The sequence below is a fragment of the Sporosarcina sp. genome, from assembly GCF_029257255.1.
Classification (GTDB): domain Bacteria; phylum Bacillota; class Bacilli; order Bacillales_A; family Planococcaceae; genus Sporosarcina.
On sequence record NZ_JARICI010000036.1, the window covers coordinates 104,888 to 121,404 of the forward strand.

A 16,517-nucleotide genomic window follows, 5' to 3' on the forward strand; every position below is an offset into this window, starting at 1 on the left:
CTCTAATGAAAAGTCAGCAATTTGGCAAAATCCTTCCGCATTCATTCGATATCTCCGTGCTAGACTCGAGGTATGGAGTTGATGAATATGGTGCTGTCTGCAAATCGCAATGAGCTTTTTCATGAAGCAGCAAAATTTATCTATAGCTGTTACGTGGAACTGGAACTGTCTTACGAAGAACAGATAATGCGTGTTAAAGAAATTGAAGAAGAAATTATGCAGAGCGGGACCTATACACATAAAGAATTTGAAGTAAAACACGGGGCGAAAATGGCTTGGCGCAACAGTAACCGTTGTATTGGACGACTGCTGTGGGAATCGCTTGAAGTATTTGATGAACGGCAAGTTACCACTGTTGAAGAAGCCTTTGATAAGCTGGCGCATCATATCCGCTATGCTACGAATGAAGGCGACATCCGTTCGACGATTACGGTCTTTGCTCCAAGAAAGCACGGTGTAGATCCTTTGCGTCTCTGGAATCACCAATTGATTCGGTATGCGGGCTATGAACAAGACTCCTCTGTCATCGGCGATTCTACTTCCATTGAATTAACGAAAATGTGCGAACGTCTAGGCTGGAAAGGCGAAAGGTCTGCATTTGATGTACTGCCTCTTGTTATCCAGGAAGACGGAAAGCTGCCAAAGCTATTTGACGTGCCAAAAGAATTGATCAAGGAAGTTCCGATCATTCACCCTGAACTGAAAGATATCGCGGATCTCGAAATGAAATGGTATGCAGTTCCAATCATCTCCAATATGCTTCTTGATATTGGCGGGATCGAATATCCGATGGCGCCCTTTAACGGCTGGTATATGGGCACAGAAATCGGGGCACGCAATCTCGCAGATCCTGACCGCTATAATATGTTACCGTCCGTCGCAAAGCTGATGGGACTGAATACGAAGTCCAGCAGGTCGCTATGGATCGATAAAGCACTGGTTGAACTAAATATTGCAGTCTTACATTCTTATCAGGAAGCAGGCGTCACGCTAGTCGATCATCACACCGCTGCAAAGCAATTTAAAGTTTTCGAGAAAAAAGAGCGCGAGTGTGGCCGCCAAGTCACAGGCAACTGGACATGGCTTATTCCACCGCTGTCTCCGGCTGCTACTCATATCTATCATAAGCCTTATAAAAACGATATCGTTACACCCAACTTCTTTACTCAGAAAGATCCCGAATAAACCAATGAACCCGCACCTATCTTAGGCGCGGGTTCATTGGTTTATTCGCCAATATGCAATTCTTGAAATTCAATGTTGATCAGCTTGTCGGTTTCCGGTGCATACCTCACATTTACAAGCACTCCGAATTCCCTGCCTCCATCTTTCAGCCACAATCTAAACTTTTCAACAGTAGCTCCCTTCTCTGATTCGCTTCCGATATGCAAGTAATCCACAACATTCGCATGAGGATATTTCACTTGCGTCTCCTTAATTGCGAGCCTGGACCATTTTGCATAGGTAGGAACCTCCGATTGTGCAGCAGCTTCCATCGGTATAGAAGCGATCGTAGAAGTACTCGCCAAGATGATCCCAAATGCCATGCATAGATGTCGAATGATGACGCACACCTCCTCTAGCTATAGGATGCGTCATTCCAGTTGATTCATTCTATACGGTGAGTTTGGAAATACAAGTAACCATTCTATATGTAGTTATTCGATACATAGCCAATCAGCCATTTAATAAAAAGTAAGACAAACGCAATTTTTTAAAAATACTCAATAGGAATATTCTTTTCTTTTCGATTCATCGTCATCAATGGCAAGCTCGTCATTCTTACTGATAGGATGCCCAGCGCTCGCTTCTCCATCCTCTTCTGCAAGTACATCATTCATTGTAGATTGGACGATATACTCATCTGATTTCGAATTTGTATTCATGGTACAAGTCATCAGAGTAAAATACGCGTATTCTTACATGATGAAAAGAATTTGAAACGAAACGGTCCGAGCTGAAGTCTAATGAATGTCCGGACGAAAGGAGTTCTCATATGTTTCACTCAAACTTATTGAAGAAAGCGCAAAAAGGGAATGATCTGGTGTTCCTCGAACTGATTGACCACGACAAAGAGAAATTATACAGAATCGCTTTTACTTATGTGAAAAATGAAAGTGACGCGCTTGATGTAGTTCAGGAAACCATTTATAAAGCTTATACATCCATAAAAAATGTGAAAGAGACAGCCTATTTTTCCACATGGCTGACCAGAATTTTGATTAATACAGCTTTAGATTTCATTAAGAAAAAAAGTAAGGTAGTTCCGATTGAACAGGATTCATTGGAAAGAGTGGAATCTCCACAGAATCCGTTTTCCGAAGACAAATTGGACTTATTGGAAGCCATCGAAGAGTTAGAGGAGAAATATAAGACTGTGATCGTTTTGCGGTTTTATCAGGATTTAACGGTAAAACAAATAGCCGAGCTTTTGGAATGTCCAGAGGGAACGGTGAAAACAAATTTACATCGAGCTATTAACCGATTAAAAATACGTTTTAAGGAGTCGTGTATCAATGAATAATGAAAAGCACGATATAAAAAAAGCCATCGATCAAATTGACGTGCCGCATGATAAATTAGACCAGTCGATAACAAGTGCAATGAAAGCTGCAAAAACAAAGAATAAAAAGCCGCGCCGGAAGATTTGGCCTTCTGCCACTGCTGCATCATTTGCAGCCTGTATGTTGCTCGGATCTGCTTTCGTTTCTCCAACAATGGCAAGAGTTTTATCTTCCGTTCCAGTATTGGATTCAGTTTTTGAATTCGCAGGCGATAAAGGATTGGTCATCGCCAGCCAAAAAGGGTTATCCAATGAGGTTGAACAAACGGTCACAGACCAGGGGATTAGTTTGACCATTAAAGATGTGTATTATGACGGAACACGGCTGTCGATCAGCTATATACAAGAGTCTCCTCATCCAAAAGATCATTTAGGTGAATTTCAGCTGAAGGCAGACGGTCAGGTAATCAACTTTTCAGACAGTCGCACAGGCAAACTTTTAACCGAGACACAATTTGCAGGTGTAATGAATATAGCGCCCGTTGAAGAGCTTCCTGATTCATTTGAGCTGAGTATGTCATTGAAGGAAGTAGGAGATGTTGCAGGATCATGGGATTTTGAAGTTCCAGTTACATTATCCGATGAAGACGTAAAAACGATTGAAGTCAATAAAAAGCTTGTCTATCAGGACATGAAAATGACAGTGAAAGAAATGAAGATTGGGGAAGCAGGTATTAAACTTTCTGTATCCGTTACGTCCCCTGATGAAATCGATCCAAACATGGTCGGTGATGATATGCTGAATCTTAATTTGCTGAATGATCAAGGTTTTGCACTGACTCAACTGGATGTCTATGGCTCAGGAAGCATAGTAAACGGCCAACACGTCATGAATATGGAATATCGATATGAACCGCTTGAATACGCTTCTGAAACGCTCACAGTGAGCCCGTATTTAGTTCCGGTGAATACAGGCCAATCTGCGCGAATTGAACATTCGTTGCAGTCTGATCAATTGCCGCTGACTATCGATCAAGGAAAAATGGGAAATATTATTGTTCAGGATCTGCAATACGATGATGAAAAGATGCTTCTGTACTTCGAAGTAGACAGTGATTTTACTTACGATGGACATTTCCAGTTCAATACCCTTTGGCTTGAAGACGAGAAAGGCAACAACCTGGCGATTACAGGATATCCTGAGCGTGTGGAAGGTAACACGTACGTACAGGAATTTAAAAAAGTTTCTAAGGGTGAGCAACTGACGCTTGTGACTTTTGAAATGCCTTATCTGGATGTGCTTAATGAGTTAAACGTGAAGATACCGCTGAAGTAGATTTTTGTAAACCGCCTGCGTGTTATACAACGCAGGCGGTTTATTCCTTTTTCATTACTGTTTACAACAGTACTACATGGGAAATGGAATAGTGAGGAAGGGACGTGTATGCCGAAGTTTATCGATACTGATAACGATTATGAGGTCAAAATGGGAAAGTATACGGTTTTCCTTAATAAAAATCATCAGTACATTTTTATTATTAATGAATCCGTACCGGGCATTATATTTGTAGTTGGGAGCATCTTCTTCCTCTTTGATTCTTTAAAGACTGCAGGAATCATACTGTTTATTGTGGGAAATGCCCAGCTTTTTATACGGCCTGTATTGGAAATTCTGCATGCCATTACGCTGCGAAACATGGATAATATTAAGCGAAATCATGAAACGAGGGAACAATAAGATTAATCTGCATACAAAAAACTCCCGGCCATATCGCCGGGAGTTTTGTATGCATATAAAATTAACGTTTTGAGAACTGAGGTGCACGACGAGCGCCGCGAAGACCTGGCTTCTTACGTTCTTTCATACGTGGGTCACGAGTTAGAAGTCCTGCAGATTTAAGTGCTGGACGGAAATCAGGATCTACTGTAAGCAAAGCACGAGCAACGCCGTGACGGATTGCGCCAGCTTGACCAGTGTAACCTCCACCGTTAACGTTAACGTGGATATCGTAGCTTCCAAGTGTTTCAGTTGCAACTAGTGGTTGTTTGATGATTTCGCGTAGTGTTTCGAATGGTACGTAGTCTTCTACGTCACGGTTATTGACGGTAATTTTACCTTCGCCAGGAACTAGACGTACACGAGCTACAGAACTTTTACGACGGCCAGTGCCGATATATTGTACTTGTGCCAAGTGTGTTTCCTCCTCTTAATTATCCGCGAAGCTCATAAGCTTCAGGTTTTTGTGCTGCATGCTGATGTTCTGCTCCAGCATAAACGTGCAATTTCTTGATTGTCTGACGACCTAGAGGACCTTTTGGAAGCATTCCTTTGATCGCAAGTTCAAGCATTTTAACAGGGTAGTTTGTACGCATTTCAAGCGCTGTACGTGACTTGATGCTGCCAGTGTACCCTGAATGACGGTAATAAATTTTATCTTTCAATTTGTTACCTGTTAATTGAATTTTTTCAGCGTTGATGATGATCACGTGATCACCTGTATCAACATGTGGTGTGAACGTTGGTTTATGTTTACCACGTAAAATGGATGCAACTTCTGAAGCAAGACGTCCAAGCGTTTGTCCTTCAGCGTCGACAACAAGCCATTTACGTTCTACTTCGTGACCTTTAGCCATGAATGTTGTGCGCATAGTGTAATCCTCCTAAAAATATCAATCTGTTCCGTTGTTTTCTCTATCCCTAAACACAAATAAACTTTCCGGGGCTTGTTTGTGGGGTTATTGAAATACCATTTATCATCTTACCTGATAACCCAATTTAAGTCAAGCATTTTAATGAAAACGCCAGGATTAGTTGCCATGACCTTCATACGTCACTTCCATCAAGTACAAACCGTGTGCGGGCGCTGTTTTGCCTGCACTTTTTCGATCTTTTGTATCCAGAATCCTCTTGACGTCTTCCGGCTCGTCCCAGCCGATTCCGACCGCCAATAAAACACCTGCAATCGTGCGGACCATATTGTAAAGAAAACCGTCACCTTCCACTTCCAGCAGCAGATGATCACCTTGCCGTTCAAGTGTCAGCTTGCGGATCGTTCGGACTTTATTCGACGTCGCAGTTTTTGCTGAACAAAAACTTGTGAAATCATGTGTGCCGATTAAATACTGCGCAGCTTCTTGCATCCGTTCAATATCCGGATCCCATCTTCCCAAATGAACCGCAAAATTTCTTTCAAATGGACTTTGCACTTCATTGTAGGTCCATTTATATAGATACGTCTTCCCTGCTGCGCTGTAGCGTGCATGAAAATCCTCTGCCGCTTCTTCCACCTTAACTACACGAATATCTTTCGGTAGCAGTACATTCAGAGCCATCCGCCAACGATTGCCTAAATCAAGCGACGTATCAAAATGAATGACTTGTCCGAGCGCGTGGACGCCGGAATCTGTGCGTCCGCTCGCTACTGAGTGTATTGAAGCATCCTTATGCAGTTTGACGAGCGCTTTATCGATTTCCGATTGAACGGTGCGCATATTAGGCTGCGACTGATAACCCGCAAAATCGGTTCCATCATAGGAAACCGTCGCCTTCATTCGTTTCATTATGTTCACTTCCTTACATAAGCCAGCACGGCCACTAGTACAACAAATGCAATTAGGACCGCGGTATCTTTCATTTGCCAAGACAGCTGACGGAATCGTGTCCGTCCCTCTCCTCCACGATAGCCGCGTACTTCCATCGCAACGGCCAAATCTTCTGCTCGTTTAAACGCACTGACGAACAGCGGAACAAGCAGCGGAATCACAGCCTGTATCCGCTCTTTCATCGAACCTGAACTCAAATCCGATCCTCTGGCCAGCTGTGCTTTCAGGATTTTATCCGTCTCATCCATCAGTGTCGGAATGAAACGAAGTGCGATCGACATCATCAGCGCCAGCTCGTGTACCGGCAGTTTCAGTTTTTTGAATGGATTAAGAAGCGTCTCGAGTCCATCTGTAATGGAAATCGGTGAAGTGGTAAGTGTCAGTACTGTCGTAATCAGCACTAATACCAAGAACCTGATGGATATGAATATACCCATCCGTAAACCTTCTTCGTAGATCTTGATGAATTTCCATTCAAATATAATCGGACCTTCACGTGTGAAAAAGATGTGCAGTAAAAGCGTGAAGATAATCAAGAACAGAACTGGCTTTAGCCCATTCACTAAAAAGTACGGCTTGATTCGCGCCAATGCAATTACAAACGCTGTGAATCCAAGCAGTACAGCGTAGGATGCAACATTATTCGCCAAGAACACGGCAATGACAAACAGGAAAACAAAAAGCAGTTTCGAGCGCGGATCTAATCGATGCACAATCGTATTCCCGGGGATATAACGGCCGATGATCATTTTTTCTAACATGGCCTTTCTCCCTTTCCTTGAATAACAGCAGCCAATTCCTGTGCCAGTAATTCTTCCGTTACTGCCAGCCGTCCGAGTTTTCGACCAGTTAGTTTCTCCATCCTATGCTGAAAGCGTACCGAACGGGGAATTCCTAATCGATAGGAATGCAGCTGCTCTTCCTGACTGAAAATTTCTTCGGGAGTCCCCTCCATGACAGATGTTCCCTCATGCATCACAACAATTCGATCACTGTAGCGTGCGGCATCTTCCATACTATGGGTGACTAAAATGGTCGTCAGGTTCTCTTCTTCATGAAGACGGTGGAACAGCTCCATTATTTCTTTACGTCCTCTGGGATCAAGACCTGCTGTCGGTTCATCCAGCACTAATACAGACGGTTTGAATGCAAGTACACCCGCAATCGCCACACGCCGCATTTGGCCGCCTGACAGTTCGAAAGGTGATTTCTGCAACACTTCCTCCGGTAAGCCAAGCAGCTTCACCAGTTCATGCGCCCGATCACGTGCAATCTCTTTTGGCACACCGAAATTTATGGGGCCAAACATAATATCCTTTTCTACCGTTTCTTCAAACAATTGATGTTCGGGAAATTGGAAAACGATGCCTACTTTGTGACGCACATTCTTCAATTGCTTTCCTTTGGTCTGTGCAGTGATGGTTGTATCACCAACCTTCACAATACCTTCCGAAGGTTTCAACAGACCATTCAAATGAAGGAGAAGAGTCGACTTGCCTGACCCTGTATGGCCGATAATAGACGTATAGGACCCCGAAGGAATTGTAGCCGTCACATCTTGTAATGCCCTCTTTTCAAACGGTGAATCTTTCGCATATAAATATCCTACTTGCTGAAGTGAAATGTCCACAATTCATTCACCAACTCTTCTTCTGTCATATGATTACCTTGAATGTCCACATCTGCTTCACGCAGAAATTCTGATACACGTAAAGCAAACGGCAGATCAAGACCAATTGATTCCAATTCGGCCCCTTTCTGAAATATCTCTTCAGGTGTCCCGGTCATCAGGACTTTTCCTTCATTCATCACAAGTACCCGATCTGCCAACAATACTTCTTCCAGATCATGTGTAATAGAAAGCACAGTCAGCCCAATTTCGGACCGAAGTTTTTTGACAATCTCAATAACTTCTTCTCTACCCTGAGGGTCAAGCATTGATGTTGCTTCATCCAATATTAGAAGCTCAGGCTGCAACGCCAATGCGCCCGCAATCCCCACCCGCTGCTTTTGACCGCCTGATAAGTGATGTGGCTCATGATTGATATAGTCGGTCATCTTCACCTGTTCCAGCGCTTCATGCACACGCTTGACCATGACTTCATGCGGAACACCATTATTTTCTAGTGCGAACGCGACGTCATCCTGAACAGTGGAGCCTACAAATTGATTATCCGGATTTTGAAAGACGATCCCCATTCGTGAACGCGTCTCCCATAAGTTATCTTCCGTTAAATGTTCTAAAAAGAGATTTACTTCGCCTGACGAAGGAAACAGCAATCCTATCAGCAGTTTTGCCAGCGTCGATTTACCTGAACCATTATGACCGACAACAGCCAGCCACTCACCTTCATATAAAGTAAAAGATACATCATCCAACGCTTTGGACTGAACATCCGGCGGTTCTTCTTCCGCAAGTTCGTATGAAAACGTCACATGATGCATAGACGCGATTTCCTTCATTTAGGACACTCCTTTATTTATGTATGCCATTCTTATGTATAAAAAAAAAGCGCGTACCTCATCTAAGGAATGCGCCTTTGAAAACGAAATGCCGGGTGCTCATGCCGACATCTCAGATGAGGTACGTAGAGCTAGACCAGTCGATTGCTCGCTGATCATAACACTCAGCTTTTCAGTCGTATAAATCATATATGTTTGTAAAAGAGGGTGTGGCTGTGCATGACAGACACACCCTCGAAGTGTATGGAATTACACTAGTTCGATGATAACTACTGGTGCGCCATCGCCGCGGCGAGGACCCATCTTCATTATACGTGTATAACCGCCTTGGCGATCTGCATAGCGTGGTGCCACTGTATCGAAAAGTTTTTGAAGTGCAAACACTGTTGCTTCTTCTCCTTCTTCGTTTTCAACAGTAACCGTTTCACGACGGATATATTCAGCAGCCTGACGACGTGCATGAAGATCTCCACGTTTACCAAGAGTGATCATCTTTTCAACTACTGAACGCAATTCTTTCGCGCGTGCTTCAGTTGTCTGGATGCGCTCGTGGACGATTAAATCTGTTGTCAAGTCGCGAAGCATTGCTTTACGTTGTGAACTTGTGCGTCCAAGTTTTCTGTATCCCATTTGAAGTTTCCCTCCTTCAAGTATATGTCAGTTATTCTTCAGAGCGTAACTCAAGATTCAGCTCATCAAGTTTAGCCTTCACTTCTTCAAGTGATTTACGGCCAAGGTTGCGCACTTTCATCATTTCATCTTCGGACTTATTAGCAAGTTCTAAGACTGTATTGATTCCCGCACGTTTCAGGCAGTTGTAAGAACGAACAGAAAGGTCTAGCTCTTCGATAGTCATCTCAAGAACTTTTTCTTTTTGGTCTTCTTCTTTCTCTACCATGATTTCTGCAGTCTGTGCTTCGTCAGTCATACCAACGAATATATTAAGGTGTTCTGTAAGAATTTTAGCACCAAGAGATACTGCCTCTTTAGGACCTATGCTGCCATCTGTCCAAACATCAAGTGTTAACTTGTCAAAGTTTGTACTTTGACCGACGCGAGTGTTCTCCACTTGGAAGTTGACGCGTGATACTGGAGTGTAAATTGAGTCGATCGGAATTACACCAATCGCTAGATCCTCACGTTTGTTTTGATCGGAAGGAACATATCCACGACCACGTACAGCATACATACGCATACGTAAATGTCCATTCTTGCCGAGAGTAGCAATCGGGAGATCTGGATTCAATACTTCGACATCACTATCATGTGTGATATCCGCAGCCGTCACGACGCCTTCACCTTTCACATCGATCTCAATAACTTTCTCATCATCTGAGTAAATTTTGAGAGCAAGTTTCTTCACATTCAAAATAACTGTCGATACGTCTTCTACGACACCTTCAATTGTTGAGAATTCATGAAGTACTCCATCGATCTGAATAGATGTCACAGCAGCTCCTGGTAATGAAGACAAGAGAATGCGACGTAAGGAATTCCCTAAGGTATTTCCATATCCACGCTCAAGCGGTTCGATAATAAATTTACCAAACTGTGAATCTTCACCGATCGTAACTGTTTCAATCTTTGGTTTCTCAATCTCGATCATTATTTACCCTCCTCAAAACGTCTTCTGTATTGGTTAAACCATATTGAATTCACTGATAATAGATAACCTATTTCAACAGTATTAACAAAAAATGTCTTTCTTAATCCAATAGATTCAAACCTATTATACGCGACGACGTTTTGGCGGGCGGCAACCGTTGTGCGGAACCGGAGTTACGTCTCTGATTGCAGTAACTTCAAGACCAGCAGCTTGTAATGAACGGATAGCCGCTTCACGACCAGCACCTGGGCCTTTAACTGTTACTTCCAATGATTTTAAACCGTGTTCCATAGCTGTTTTTGCTGCTGTTTCAGCAGCCATTTGTGCAGCAAATGGAGTGGATTTACGAGAACCTCTGAAGCCAAGTGCACCAGCACTAGACCATGAAAGTGCATTACCGTGGCTATCTGTAATTGTAACGATAGTATTATTGAACGTCGAACGGATATGTGCAATACCGGTTTCAATATTCTTTTTCACACGACGTTTACGAGTTTGTTGTTTACGTGCCATGTTGGAAAGAGCCCTCCTTTACCTATTATTTTTTCTTGTTAGCGATTGTACGTTTAGGACCTTTACGAGTACGTGCGTTGTTTTTCGTGTTCTGACCGCGAACAGGCAATCCACGACGGTGACGGATTCCACGGTTACTACCGATCTCCATCAAACGCTTGATGTTTAGAGAAGTCTCACGACGTAGATCTCCTTCTACTTTCAAGCCGTCAATTTGTTCACGAATCTTATCAAGTTCTGCGTCAGTTAAATCACGAACGCGAGTTTCTTCAGAAATATCAGCTGCAGTCAAAATACTTTGCGCAGTTGTTTTACCGATTCCATAAATGTATGTCAATGAAATGACAACGCGCTTATCGCGCGGAACGTCTACACCAGCAATACGTGCCATATAAGTTGTGCACCTCCTTGTGTTTTAGCCTTGTCTTTGTTTATGCTTTGGATTTTCACAGATTACCATTACTCGGCCGCGTCTACGAATAACTTTACATTTTTCGCAGATCGGTTTTACAGATGGTCTTACTTTCATCCTGCCCAACCTCCTTCAATATTCCGGAGTGCAAAAGTTTATTTAAAACGGTATGTGATACGACCACGTGTCAAATCATAAGGCGAAAGTTCCATTGTCACTTTGTCGCCAGGCAGAATACGAATAAAGTGCATACGAATTTTACCAGATACGTGTGCAAGCACCGTATGTCCGTTTTCTAACTCCACTTTAAACATCGCATTCGGCAACGTTTCAAGAACAGTTCCTTCAACCTCAATTACGTCGTCCTTCGCCATCAATCCTGTCTCCCTTCTATATCCAATAAAGGCTTTCACCATCGAGCGGCATCAGTCGCCTTCAAAAAAGCTTCCTTCAACATATGTCCAGTTTGCATGAGTGATGTTCGAAAGACGTCTGCCACATTTCGCTGTATCGCATCTTTCGCGATTGAGTTCCTTTATTGTTCGCACAGCATTTCCAATTACACATTATATCGCTTTCCGCTCCATAATGCATGCTAGAAGTACTGAAGAAGCAACCATACAAAACTCCATTTGTCCTATACCGGGCACCCTATGCTTTTGCAGCTCGTTTTCAACCATTACTTTCCGAACAGTGATGCAGCTGTGCCCGAAAAGGATTGATTACTTCGTGCTTTGTTGCAATACTGCATCCAAATCTTTGAATACAACGTTGATGTCTTGTTGACCATCTATTTTAGTCAGCACACCTTTTTCGCCATAAAAGTCGAGTAAAGGAGCTGTCTGGTTCATATTTACTTCCAAACGATTCATGACAGTCTCGGGATTGTCATCTGCACGCTGGTAAAGTTCGCCTCCGTCTTTATCACAAACATCTTCAACTTTTGGAGGGTTGAAAATTAAGTGATAAGATGTTCCGCATACTTTACAGATCCGACGTCCAGATAAACGTGCGACTAATTCTTCCGTATCGACTTCAATGTCAATTACGGACTCGATTTTTTTACCTAAGTCATCAAGCAAAGCATCTAATGCTTGCGCCTGAGGAACTGTTCTAGGAAAGCCATCAAGAAGAAAGCCGTTATCGCAATCTGTTTTGCTCAATCGCTCGCGTACGATACCAATGGTAACTTCATCAGGAACTAATGCTCCTTGATCCATGAACGATTTTGCTTTGACTCCAAGTTCCGTGCCTTCTTTGATGGCAGCACGGAACATATCGCCTGTAGAAATATGGGGGATTCCGTACTTTTCGACAATTTTGTCTGCTTGTGTACCTTTACCAGCACCCGGCAGACCCATTAATACGATATTCATACGTCGTTGCCCTCCATTTAATTACACAATAGGTCAGGCTATTGCTTTTTATTTCATGAATCCTCTGTAATGTCTCTTCACTAACTGTGATTCTAACTGCTTCATTGTTTCAAGGGCTACCCCTACTACGATGAGCAGACTCGTTCCGCCGATTTGAGCGGATTGAGGCAGATTCGCCAGATTGATGAAGAAAATAGGCATAACAGCCACGACGGCAAGAAAGATCGAGCCGACGAACGTTAGTCTGTACAGAGTGCTAGTTAAATACTTTTGAGTGTTTGCACCTGGACGTATTCCTGGAATATACGCACCTTGCTTTTTCAGGTTTTCAGCCATATTCTCTGGATTCACTTGAATGAATGCATAGAAGTAGGTGAACGCGATAATAAGTGTGACATAGAGAATCATTCCAACTGGATTCGTGTAATCAAAAATCCGAATGATTGTTTTCGTGACACTGTTCTCACCGAAAAACGGAGCGATCTGCTGTGGCGTAATGAAGAATGCCACTGCAAAGATTACTGGAATAACACCCGCAGCATTCAGTTTCAAAGGTAAGTGTGTTTGTTGGCTTGCAACTGATTGATTACGGCCTGATACGCGCTTCGCATATTGAATTGGAATCTTCCGCAATGCTTCCTGGAAGTAGATAACTCCAATTACAATCGCTACTATCACGAGCAGAAGTAATGCCATCGTTGCGATTCGAATAAATAGTGCATCTCCAGCGTCTTGGATCTGCGTTACATACAATTGGTTCACAGCATTCGGAATACCTGCGACGATCCCTGCAAAGATGATTATGGAAATACCATTTCCGACACCTTTAGCAGTGATTTGTTCGCCGAGCCATAATAGGAAAGCAGTTCCCGCAGTCAACACAATCGCAATCACGACATATGTAGACACACTGTTATCCGCGATCAGTTTACCACCGAACGTCTGGTTGAAACCAAACGACATGGCAATGGCCTGGATAAACGCAAGAACAATCGTGAAGTACCTTGTGAACTGTGCAAGCTTTCGTCTTCCGACGTCTCCTTGTTTAGACCACTCAGTGAACTTCGGCACTACATCCATCTGCAAGAGCTGCACAATGATGGAAGCCGTGATGTACGGCATAATTCCCATTGCGAAGATCGAGAAGTTGGAGAGTGCTCCCCCACCGAACGTATTCAAAAAGCCAATGAATTGGTTATCTGATTGCTGTAAAGCAGTTGCATCAACGTTTGGAACCGGAACAAATGTCCCTAGTCTGAACACGATGAGCACTAGGAGGGTAAAAATTATTTTAGACCGGATCTCTTTCACACGCATGAAGTTAGAGATTGTCTGAAACATTATACCACCTCTGTTTGCCCGCCCGCTTTTTCGATTGCCTCTTTTGCAGAAGCGGAGAATTTGTTAGCTTTTACTGTAATCTTCTTCTCAAGAGTCCCGTTACCAAGAATCTTGATTCCAGATTTAGCGTTGCTAACAACTCCAGTTTCAATTAGCAGTTCCGGCGTTACTTCCGTGCCTTCTTCGAAACGATTCAATGTATCGAGGTTAACGATCGCATAATCTTTACGATTAATGTTCGTGAATCCGCGCTTAGGAAGTCGTTGGAAAAGGGGGATTTGTCCACCTTCGAAACCAAGACGTACACCGCCGCCTGAACGTGCGTTTTGACCTTTGTGACCTTTACCGGAAGTCTTACCAAATCCAGAACCAATCCCGCGACCAATACGCTTACGGTTTCTACGAGAACCTTCAGCTGGTTTTAACTCGTGTAATTTCATCTTATCGGCACCTCCTTATTCTAAAATAATCCTTAGATTTCTTTAACGGTTACCAAGTGGTTGACCTTTGTAATCATACCACGGATTGCATCGTTATTTTGATGTTCAACTGTTTGATTTAACTTTCGAAGACCAAGTGCTTCAATTGTTTTACGTTGTGTTGGCTTAGAACCAATAACACTTTTCGTAAGGGTGACTTCAAGTTTGTTCGCCATTGTATTTCCCCCCTTAACCTAACAGTTCTTTTACGGATTTACCACGCAATTTTGCAACATCTTCTGCGCGTTTCAAATTCTGTAATCCTTCGATTGTTGCACGAACCATATTGATTGGTGTGCTTGATCCAAGAGATTTTGAAAGGATATCCGTTATGCCTGCAAGTTCAAGTACCGCACGGACAGGTCCACCTGCAATTACTCCAGTACCTGGTGCTGCTGGTTTGATGAGGATTTGTCCTGCACCAAAACGACCAATTACTTCGTGAGGTGTTGTACCTTTAACCATTGGCACTGTAACTAAGTTTTTCTTCGCATCTTCAATTGCTTTGCGGATTGCATCTGGAACTTCTTGTGCTTTACCAGTTCCAAAACCGACACGACCGTTTTTATCACCGACAACGACAAGTGCTGTAAAACGGAAACGACGTCCGCCTTTCACAACTTTCGCAACACGGTTGATCGTTACTACGCGTTCTTCAAACTCGCTTTTGTTCTGTTCATTACGACGCATGAAATATGTCCCTCCTTCTTAATTAAAATTCAAGTCCATTTTCGCGTGCTGCGTCAGCAAGAGCTTTAACACGACCATGGAAAAGATATCCGCCACGGTCGAAAACAACCGACTTGACGTCCTTTTCAACAGCTTTTTTTGCAATTAGCTCGCCGACTTTAGCTGCAGATTCAGTGTTACCTGTAGATCCAGCATCAACATCTTTATCCATTGTTGAAGCACTAACGATTGTTACACCATTTGTGTCGTCAATCAATTGTGCATAGATATGTTTGTTTGAACGGTAAACGTTTAGACGTGGACGCTCTGCAGTTCCGCTGATTTTCGTACGCACGCGTGCGTGACGCTTTTTACGGACAGCGTTTTTATCTTGTTTCGTGATCATCGTGGTCACTCCTTCCAAATACCTCAAGCGGTATTATTTACCTGTTTTACCTTCTTTACGACGAACAATTTCGCCTTCATAACGAATACCTTTGCCTTTATAAGGCTCTGGCGGACGTACTTGACGGATGTTAGAAGCAAGAGCACCTACGTGTTCTTTGTTGTAGCCGCGGACGATAATTTTCGTGTTCGCCGGTACTTCAACTTCTACACCTTCTTCTGGTGTGAATTCAACTGGATGTGAATACCCTACGTTCAATACAAGTTTCTTACCTTGCATTTGTGCACGATATCCGACACCAATCAATTCTAGTGTGCGTTCGAATCCTGTAGATACTCCTACTACCATGTTGTTAAGCACAGAGCGAGTTGTACCGTGGATAGAACGATGATCTTTAGAATCAGAAGGGCGAGTCAATGTGATGACGTTACCTTCTTGTTTGATAGTGATTTCTTGATCTAATTGTCTTGAAAGTTCACCTTTCGGACCTTTAACAGTTGCGAAGTTATCATCTGAAATTGTTACCGTAACGTTTTCAGGCACTTCGATCTGACGATTACCAATACGGGACATTCTATTGCACCTCCATTCAATTGTCGCTAATTACCAAACGTAAGCGACGACTTCTCCACCTATTTGTTTAGCACGGGCTTCTTTATCAGTTACAACACCATTTGATGTTGATACTAGTGCGATACCTAAGCCGTTAAGTACTTTAGGTACTTCAGTTGACTTTGCATACACACGAAGTCCTGGTTTAGAAATACGTTTCAAGCCATTGATAACACGTTCGTTATCCTGACCGTATTTTAGGAAAATGCGGATGATTCCTTGTTTGTTATCTTCCACGTATTCCACATCACGTACGAAACCTTCTCGTTTTAAGATTTCTGCGATTTCTTTCTTTACGTTTGAAGCAGGTACCTCAAGCTTCTCGTGGCGAACCATGTTCGCGTTACGGATGCGTGTAAGCATATCTGCAATCGGATCACTCATTGTCATTAGAATTAACCTCCTTCCCTAATTAGGGGTTTACCAGCTGGCTTTTTTGACGCCAGGAAGTTGTCCCTTGTATGCAAGTTCGCGGAAACAAATACGGCAAAGTTTAAATTTGCGATATACCTAATGTGGACGGCCGCAGCGTTC

The 16,517-nt window shown here is 43.0% G+C and carries 26 protein-coding genes and 1 pseudogene; 4 read left to right on the plus strand and 23 right to left on the minus strand.

From position 1 onward, the window contains the following. Positions 1-87: 87 nt before the first annotated feature. Positions 88-1,185, plus strand: coding sequence for a nitric oxide synthase oxygenase (locus Q1J64_RS08225; RefSeq protein ID WP_483315961.1), 1,098 nt, complete (start codon positions 88-90; stop codon positions 1,183-1,185). A gap of 41 nt (positions 1,186-1,226) precedes the next feature. Here Q1J64_RS08225 and Q1J64_RS08230 read toward each other — a convergent pair whose 3' ends face one another. Beyond that, complete coding sequence (locus tag Q1J64_RS08230; protein WP_301108585.1) at positions 1,227-1,529, minus strand: DUF3889 domain-containing protein; 303 nt, start codon at positions 1,527-1,529, stop codon at positions 1,227-1,229. A gap of 195 nt (positions 1,530-1,724) precedes the next feature. Then, the gene (locus tag Q1J64_RS08235; RefSeq protein ID WP_301108586.1) at positions 1,725-1,886 is read right to left on the minus strand and encodes a hypothetical protein; all 162 of its coding nucleotides are present in this window, start codon (positions 1,884-1,886) and stop codon (positions 1,725-1,727) included. A gap of 110 nt (positions 1,887-1,996) precedes the next feature. On the opposite strand from Q1J64_RS08235, the gene Q1J64_RS08240 reads away from it, so the two are divergent. The 3 genes from Q1J64_RS08240 (at position 1,997) to Q1J64_RS08250 (ending at position 4,241) form a co-directional block, all read left to right on the plus strand. Beyond that, positions 1,997-2,524: a sigma-70 family RNA polymerase sigma factor gene (locus tag Q1J64_RS08240; RefSeq protein WP_301108587.1), complete on the plus strand. Its 528-nt coding sequence runs from the start codon at positions 1,997-1,999 to the stop codon at positions 2,522-2,524. Then, on the plus strand, positions 2,517-3,839 hold the full coding sequence (locus tag Q1J64_RS08245; protein ID WP_301108588.1) for a DUF4179 domain-containing protein: 1,323 nt from the start codon (positions 2,517-2,519) through the stop codon (positions 3,837-3,839). The genes Q1J64_RS08240 and Q1J64_RS08245 overlap by 8 nt, the downstream gene beginning before the upstream one ends. Before the next feature lie 108 nt (positions 3,840-3,947). Continuing rightward, the gene (locus tag Q1J64_RS08250) at positions 3,948-4,241 is read left to right on the plus strand and encodes a YrhK family protein (RefSeq protein ID WP_301108589.1); all 294 of its coding nucleotides are present in this window, start codon (positions 3,948-3,950) and stop codon (positions 4,239-4,241) included. Between the two features lie 61 nt (positions 4,242-4,302). On the opposite strand, the gene rpsI is transcribed toward Q1J64_RS08250, so the two are convergent. The 21 genes and pseudogenes from rpsI to Q1J64_RS08355 all read right to left on the minus strand — a co-directional run. Then, a complete protein-coding gene (gene rpsI, locus Q1J64_RS08255) occupies positions 4,303-4,695 on the minus strand; it encodes a 30S ribosomal protein S9 (protein WP_153732622.1) in 393 nt (130 codons plus the stop codon). 19 nt (positions 4,696-4,714) lie between these two features. After that, positions 4,715-5,152, minus strand: coding sequence for a 50S ribosomal protein L13 (gene rplM, locus Q1J64_RS08260; protein ID WP_301108590.1), 438 nt, complete (start codon positions 5,150-5,152; stop codon positions 4,715-4,717). A gap of 159 nt (positions 5,153-5,311) precedes the next feature. Then, positions 5,312-6,064: a tRNA pseudouridine(38-40) synthase TruA gene (truA, locus tag Q1J64_RS08265; RefSeq protein WP_301108591.1), complete on the minus strand. Its 753-nt coding sequence runs from the start codon at positions 6,062-6,064 to the stop codon at positions 5,312-5,314. A gap of 5 nt (positions 6,065-6,069) precedes the next feature. After that, the gene (locus Q1J64_RS08270; protein WP_301108592.1) at positions 6,070-6,867 is read right to left on the minus strand and encodes an energy-coupling factor transporter transmembrane component T family protein; all 798 of its coding nucleotides are present in this window, start codon (positions 6,865-6,867) and stop codon (positions 6,070-6,072) included. Then, positions 6,861-7,736, minus strand: a complete 876-nt coding sequence (locus tag Q1J64_RS08275) for an energy-coupling factor ABC transporter ATP-binding protein (RefSeq protein ID WP_301108593.1) — start codon at positions 7,734-7,736, stop codon at positions 6,861-6,863. Before Q1J64_RS08275 ends, Q1J64_RS08270 begins: the two co-directional genes overlap by 7 nt. After that, positions 7,712-8,569 (minus strand): energy-coupling factor ABC transporter ATP-binding protein, encoded by an 858-nt coding sequence (locus Q1J64_RS08280; protein WP_301108594.1) that lies wholly within the window; start codon positions 8,567-8,569, stop codon positions 7,712-7,714. Before Q1J64_RS08280 ends, Q1J64_RS08275 begins: the two co-directional genes overlap by 25 nt. A 249-nt stretch (positions 8,570-8,818) precedes the next feature. Beyond that, a complete protein-coding gene (gene rplQ / locus Q1J64_RS08285) occupies positions 8,819-9,199 on the minus strand; it encodes a 50S ribosomal protein L17 (protein WP_009499029.1) in 381 nt (126 codons plus the stop codon). A gap of 31 nt (positions 9,200-9,230) precedes the next feature. Next, on the minus strand, positions 9,231-10,175 hold the full coding sequence (locus Q1J64_RS08290; RefSeq protein WP_009499030.1) for a DNA-directed RNA polymerase subunit alpha: 945 nt from the start codon (positions 10,173-10,175) through the stop codon (positions 9,231-9,233). Positions 10,176-10,298: 123 nt separating this feature from the next. Beyond that, positions 10,299-10,688: a 30S ribosomal protein S11 gene (gene rpsK / locus Q1J64_RS08295; RefSeq protein ID WP_009499031.1), complete on the minus strand. Its 390-nt coding sequence runs from the start codon at positions 10,686-10,688 to the stop codon at positions 10,299-10,301. A 25-nt stretch (positions 10,689-10,713) separates the two neighbouring features. Beyond that, positions 10,714-11,079 carry a 30S ribosomal protein S13 gene (gene rpsM, locus Q1J64_RS08300; RefSeq protein ID WP_301108595.1) on the minus strand — a complete coding sequence of 122 codons (366 nt, stop codon included), beginning with the start codon at positions 11,077-11,079 and terminating at the stop codon, positions 10,714-10,716. Positions 11,080-11,103: 24 nt separating this feature from the next. After that, a complete protein-coding gene (rpmJ, locus tag Q1J64_RS08305; protein WP_076758849.1) occupies positions 11,104-11,217 on the minus strand; it encodes a 50S ribosomal protein L36 in 114 nt (37 codons plus the stop codon). Between the two features lie 38 nt (positions 11,218-11,255). Next, positions 11,256-11,474, minus strand: a complete 219-nt coding sequence (gene infA / locus Q1J64_RS08310) for a translation initiation factor IF-1 (protein WP_040759924.1) — start codon at positions 11,472-11,474, stop codon at positions 11,256-11,258. 348 nt (positions 11,475-11,822) lie between these two features. Next, positions 11,823-12,476: an adenylate kinase gene (locus tag Q1J64_RS08315; protein WP_301108596.1), complete on the minus strand. Its 654-nt coding sequence runs from the start codon at positions 12,474-12,476 to the stop codon at positions 11,823-11,825. A gap of 48 nt (positions 12,477-12,524) precedes the next feature. After that, positions 12,525-13,817 (minus strand): preprotein translocase subunit SecY, encoded by a 1,293-nt coding sequence (gene secY / locus Q1J64_RS08320; protein WP_301108597.1) that lies wholly within the window; start codon positions 13,815-13,817, stop codon positions 12,525-12,527. After that, complete coding sequence (gene rplO, locus Q1J64_RS08325) at positions 13,817-14,257, minus strand: 50S ribosomal protein L15 (protein ID WP_301108598.1); 441 nt, start codon at positions 14,255-14,257, stop codon at positions 13,817-13,819. Before rplO ends, secY begins: the two co-directional genes overlap by 1 nt. Before the next feature lie 32 nt (positions 14,258-14,289). Beyond that, positions 14,290-14,472: a 50S ribosomal protein L30 gene (rpmD, locus tag Q1J64_RS08330; RefSeq protein ID WP_251671022.1), complete on the minus strand. Its 183-nt coding sequence runs from the start codon at positions 14,470-14,472 to the stop codon at positions 14,290-14,292. A gap of 13 nt (positions 14,473-14,485) precedes the next feature. Further along, complete coding sequence (gene rpsE, locus Q1J64_RS08335) at positions 14,486-14,986, minus strand: 30S ribosomal protein S5 (RefSeq protein WP_301108599.1); 501 nt, start codon at positions 14,984-14,986, stop codon at positions 14,486-14,488. A 22-nt stretch (positions 14,987-15,008) separates the two neighbouring features. Then, positions 15,009-15,371 carry a 50S ribosomal protein L18 gene (gene rplR, locus Q1J64_RS08340; RefSeq protein WP_153722576.1) on the minus strand — a complete coding sequence of 121 codons (363 nt, stop codon included), beginning with the start codon at positions 15,369-15,371 and terminating at the stop codon, positions 15,009-15,011. 33 nt (positions 15,372-15,404) lie between these two features. Then, on the minus strand, positions 15,405-15,944 hold the full coding sequence (gene rplF, locus Q1J64_RS08345) for a 50S ribosomal protein L6 (RefSeq protein ID WP_301108600.1): 540 nt from the start codon (positions 15,942-15,944) through the stop codon (positions 15,405-15,407). 30 nt (positions 15,945-15,974) lie between these two features. After that, positions 15,975-16,373 (minus strand): 30S ribosomal protein S8, encoded by a 399-nt coding sequence (rpsH, locus tag Q1J64_RS08350; RefSeq protein WP_153722574.1) that lies wholly within the window; start codon positions 16,371-16,373, stop codon positions 15,975-15,977. Positions 16,374-16,403: 30 nt separating this feature from the next. Beyond that, positions 16,404-16,517, minus strand: a pseudogene (locus Q1J64_RS08355) (type Z 30S ribosomal protein S14); the annotation flags it as partial.

What these genes read in the sequence shown, in the direction of transcription:
- rplQ (WP_009499029.1), bottom strand. Translation starts at nt 9,199, where the DNA reads ATGGGATACAGAAAACTTGGACGCACAAGTTCACAACGTAAAGCAATG.
- Q1J64_RS08225 (WP_483315961.1), top strand. Translation starts at nt 88, where the DNA reads ATGGTGCTGTCTGCAAATCGCAATGAGCTTTTTCATGAAGCAGCAAAA.
- secY (WP_301108597.1), bottom strand. Translation starts at nt 13,817, where the DNA reads ATGTTTCAGACAATCTCTAACTTCATGCGTGTGAAAGAGATCCGGTCT.
- Q1J64_RS08290 (WP_009499030.1), bottom strand. Translation starts at nt 10,175, where the DNA reads ATGATCGAGATTGAGAAACCAAAGATTGAAACAGTTACGATCGGTGAA.
- rplM (WP_301108590.1), bottom strand. Translation starts at nt 5,152, where the DNA reads ATGCGCACAACATTCATGGCTAAAGGTCACGAAGTAGAACGTAAATGG.
- rplR (WP_153722576.1), bottom strand. Translation starts at nt 15,371, where the DNA reads ATGATCACGAAACAAGATAAAAACGCTGTCCGTAAAAAGCGTCACGCA.
- rpmJ (WP_076758849.1), bottom strand. Translation starts at nt 11,217, where the DNA reads ATGAAAGTAAGACCATCTGTAAAACCGATCTGCGAAAAATGTAAAGTT.
- rpsM (WP_301108595.1), bottom strand. Translation starts at nt 11,079, where the DNA reads ATGGCACGTATTGCTGGTGTAGACGTTCCGCGCGATAAGCGCGTTGTC.
- rpsK (WP_009499031.1), bottom strand. Translation starts at nt 10,688, where the DNA reads ATGGCACGTAAACAACAAACTCGTAAACGTCGTGTGAAAAAGAATATT.
- rpsE (WP_301108599.1), bottom strand. Translation starts at nt 14,986, where the DNA reads ATGCGTCGTAATGAACAGAACAAAAGCGAGTTTGAAGAACGCGTAGTA.
- Q1J64_RS08240 (WP_301108587.1), top strand. Translation starts at nt 1,997, where the DNA reads ATGTTTCACTCAAACTTATTGAAGAAAGCGCAAAAAGGGAATGATCTG.
- Q1J64_RS08270 (WP_301108592.1), bottom strand. Translation starts at nt 6,867, where the DNA reads ATGTTAGAAAAAATGATCATCGGCCGTTATATCCCCGGGAATACGATT.
- Q1J64_RS08280 (WP_301108594.1), bottom strand. Translation starts at nt 8,569, where the DNA reads ATGAAGGAAATCGCGTCTATGCATCATGTGACGTTTTCATACGAACTT.
- Q1J64_RS08235 (WP_301108586.1), bottom strand. Translation starts at nt 1,886, where the DNA reads ATGAATACAAATTCGAAATCAGATGAGTATATCGTCCAATCTACAATG.
- rpsH (WP_153722574.1), bottom strand. Translation starts at nt 16,373, where the DNA reads ATGACAATGAGTGATCCGATTGCAGATATGCTTACACGCATCCGTAAC.
- Q1J64_RS08315 (WP_301108596.1), bottom strand. Translation starts at nt 12,476, where the DNA reads ATGAATATCGTATTAATGGGTCTGCCGGGTGCTGGTAAAGGTACACAA.
- rpmD (WP_251671022.1), bottom strand. Translation starts at nt 14,472, where the DNA reads ATGGCGAACAAACTTGAAGTCACCCTTACGAAAAGTGTTATTGGTTCT.
- truA (WP_301108591.1), bottom strand. Translation starts at nt 6,064, where the DNA reads ATGAAACGAATGAAGGCGACGGTTTCCTATGATGGAACCGATTTTGCG.
- rplF (WP_301108600.1), bottom strand. Translation starts at nt 15,944, where the DNA reads ATGTCCCGTATTGGTAATCGTCAGATCGAAGTGCCTGAAAACGTTACG.
- Q1J64_RS08245 (WP_301108588.1), top strand. Translation starts at nt 2,517, where the DNA reads ATGAATAATGAAAAGCACGATATAAAAAAAGCCATCGATCAAATTGAC.
- rplO (WP_301108598.1), bottom strand. Translation starts at nt 14,257, where the DNA reads ATGAAATTACACGAGTTAAAACCAGCTGAAGGTTCTCGTAGAAACCGT.
- infA (WP_040759924.1), bottom strand. Translation starts at nt 11,474, where the DNA reads ATGGCGAAGGACGACGTAATTGAGGTTGAAGGAACTGTTCTTGAAACG.
- Q1J64_RS08250 (WP_301108589.1), top strand. Translation starts at nt 3,948, where the DNA reads ATGCCGAAGTTTATCGATACTGATAACGATTATGAGGTCAAAATGGGA.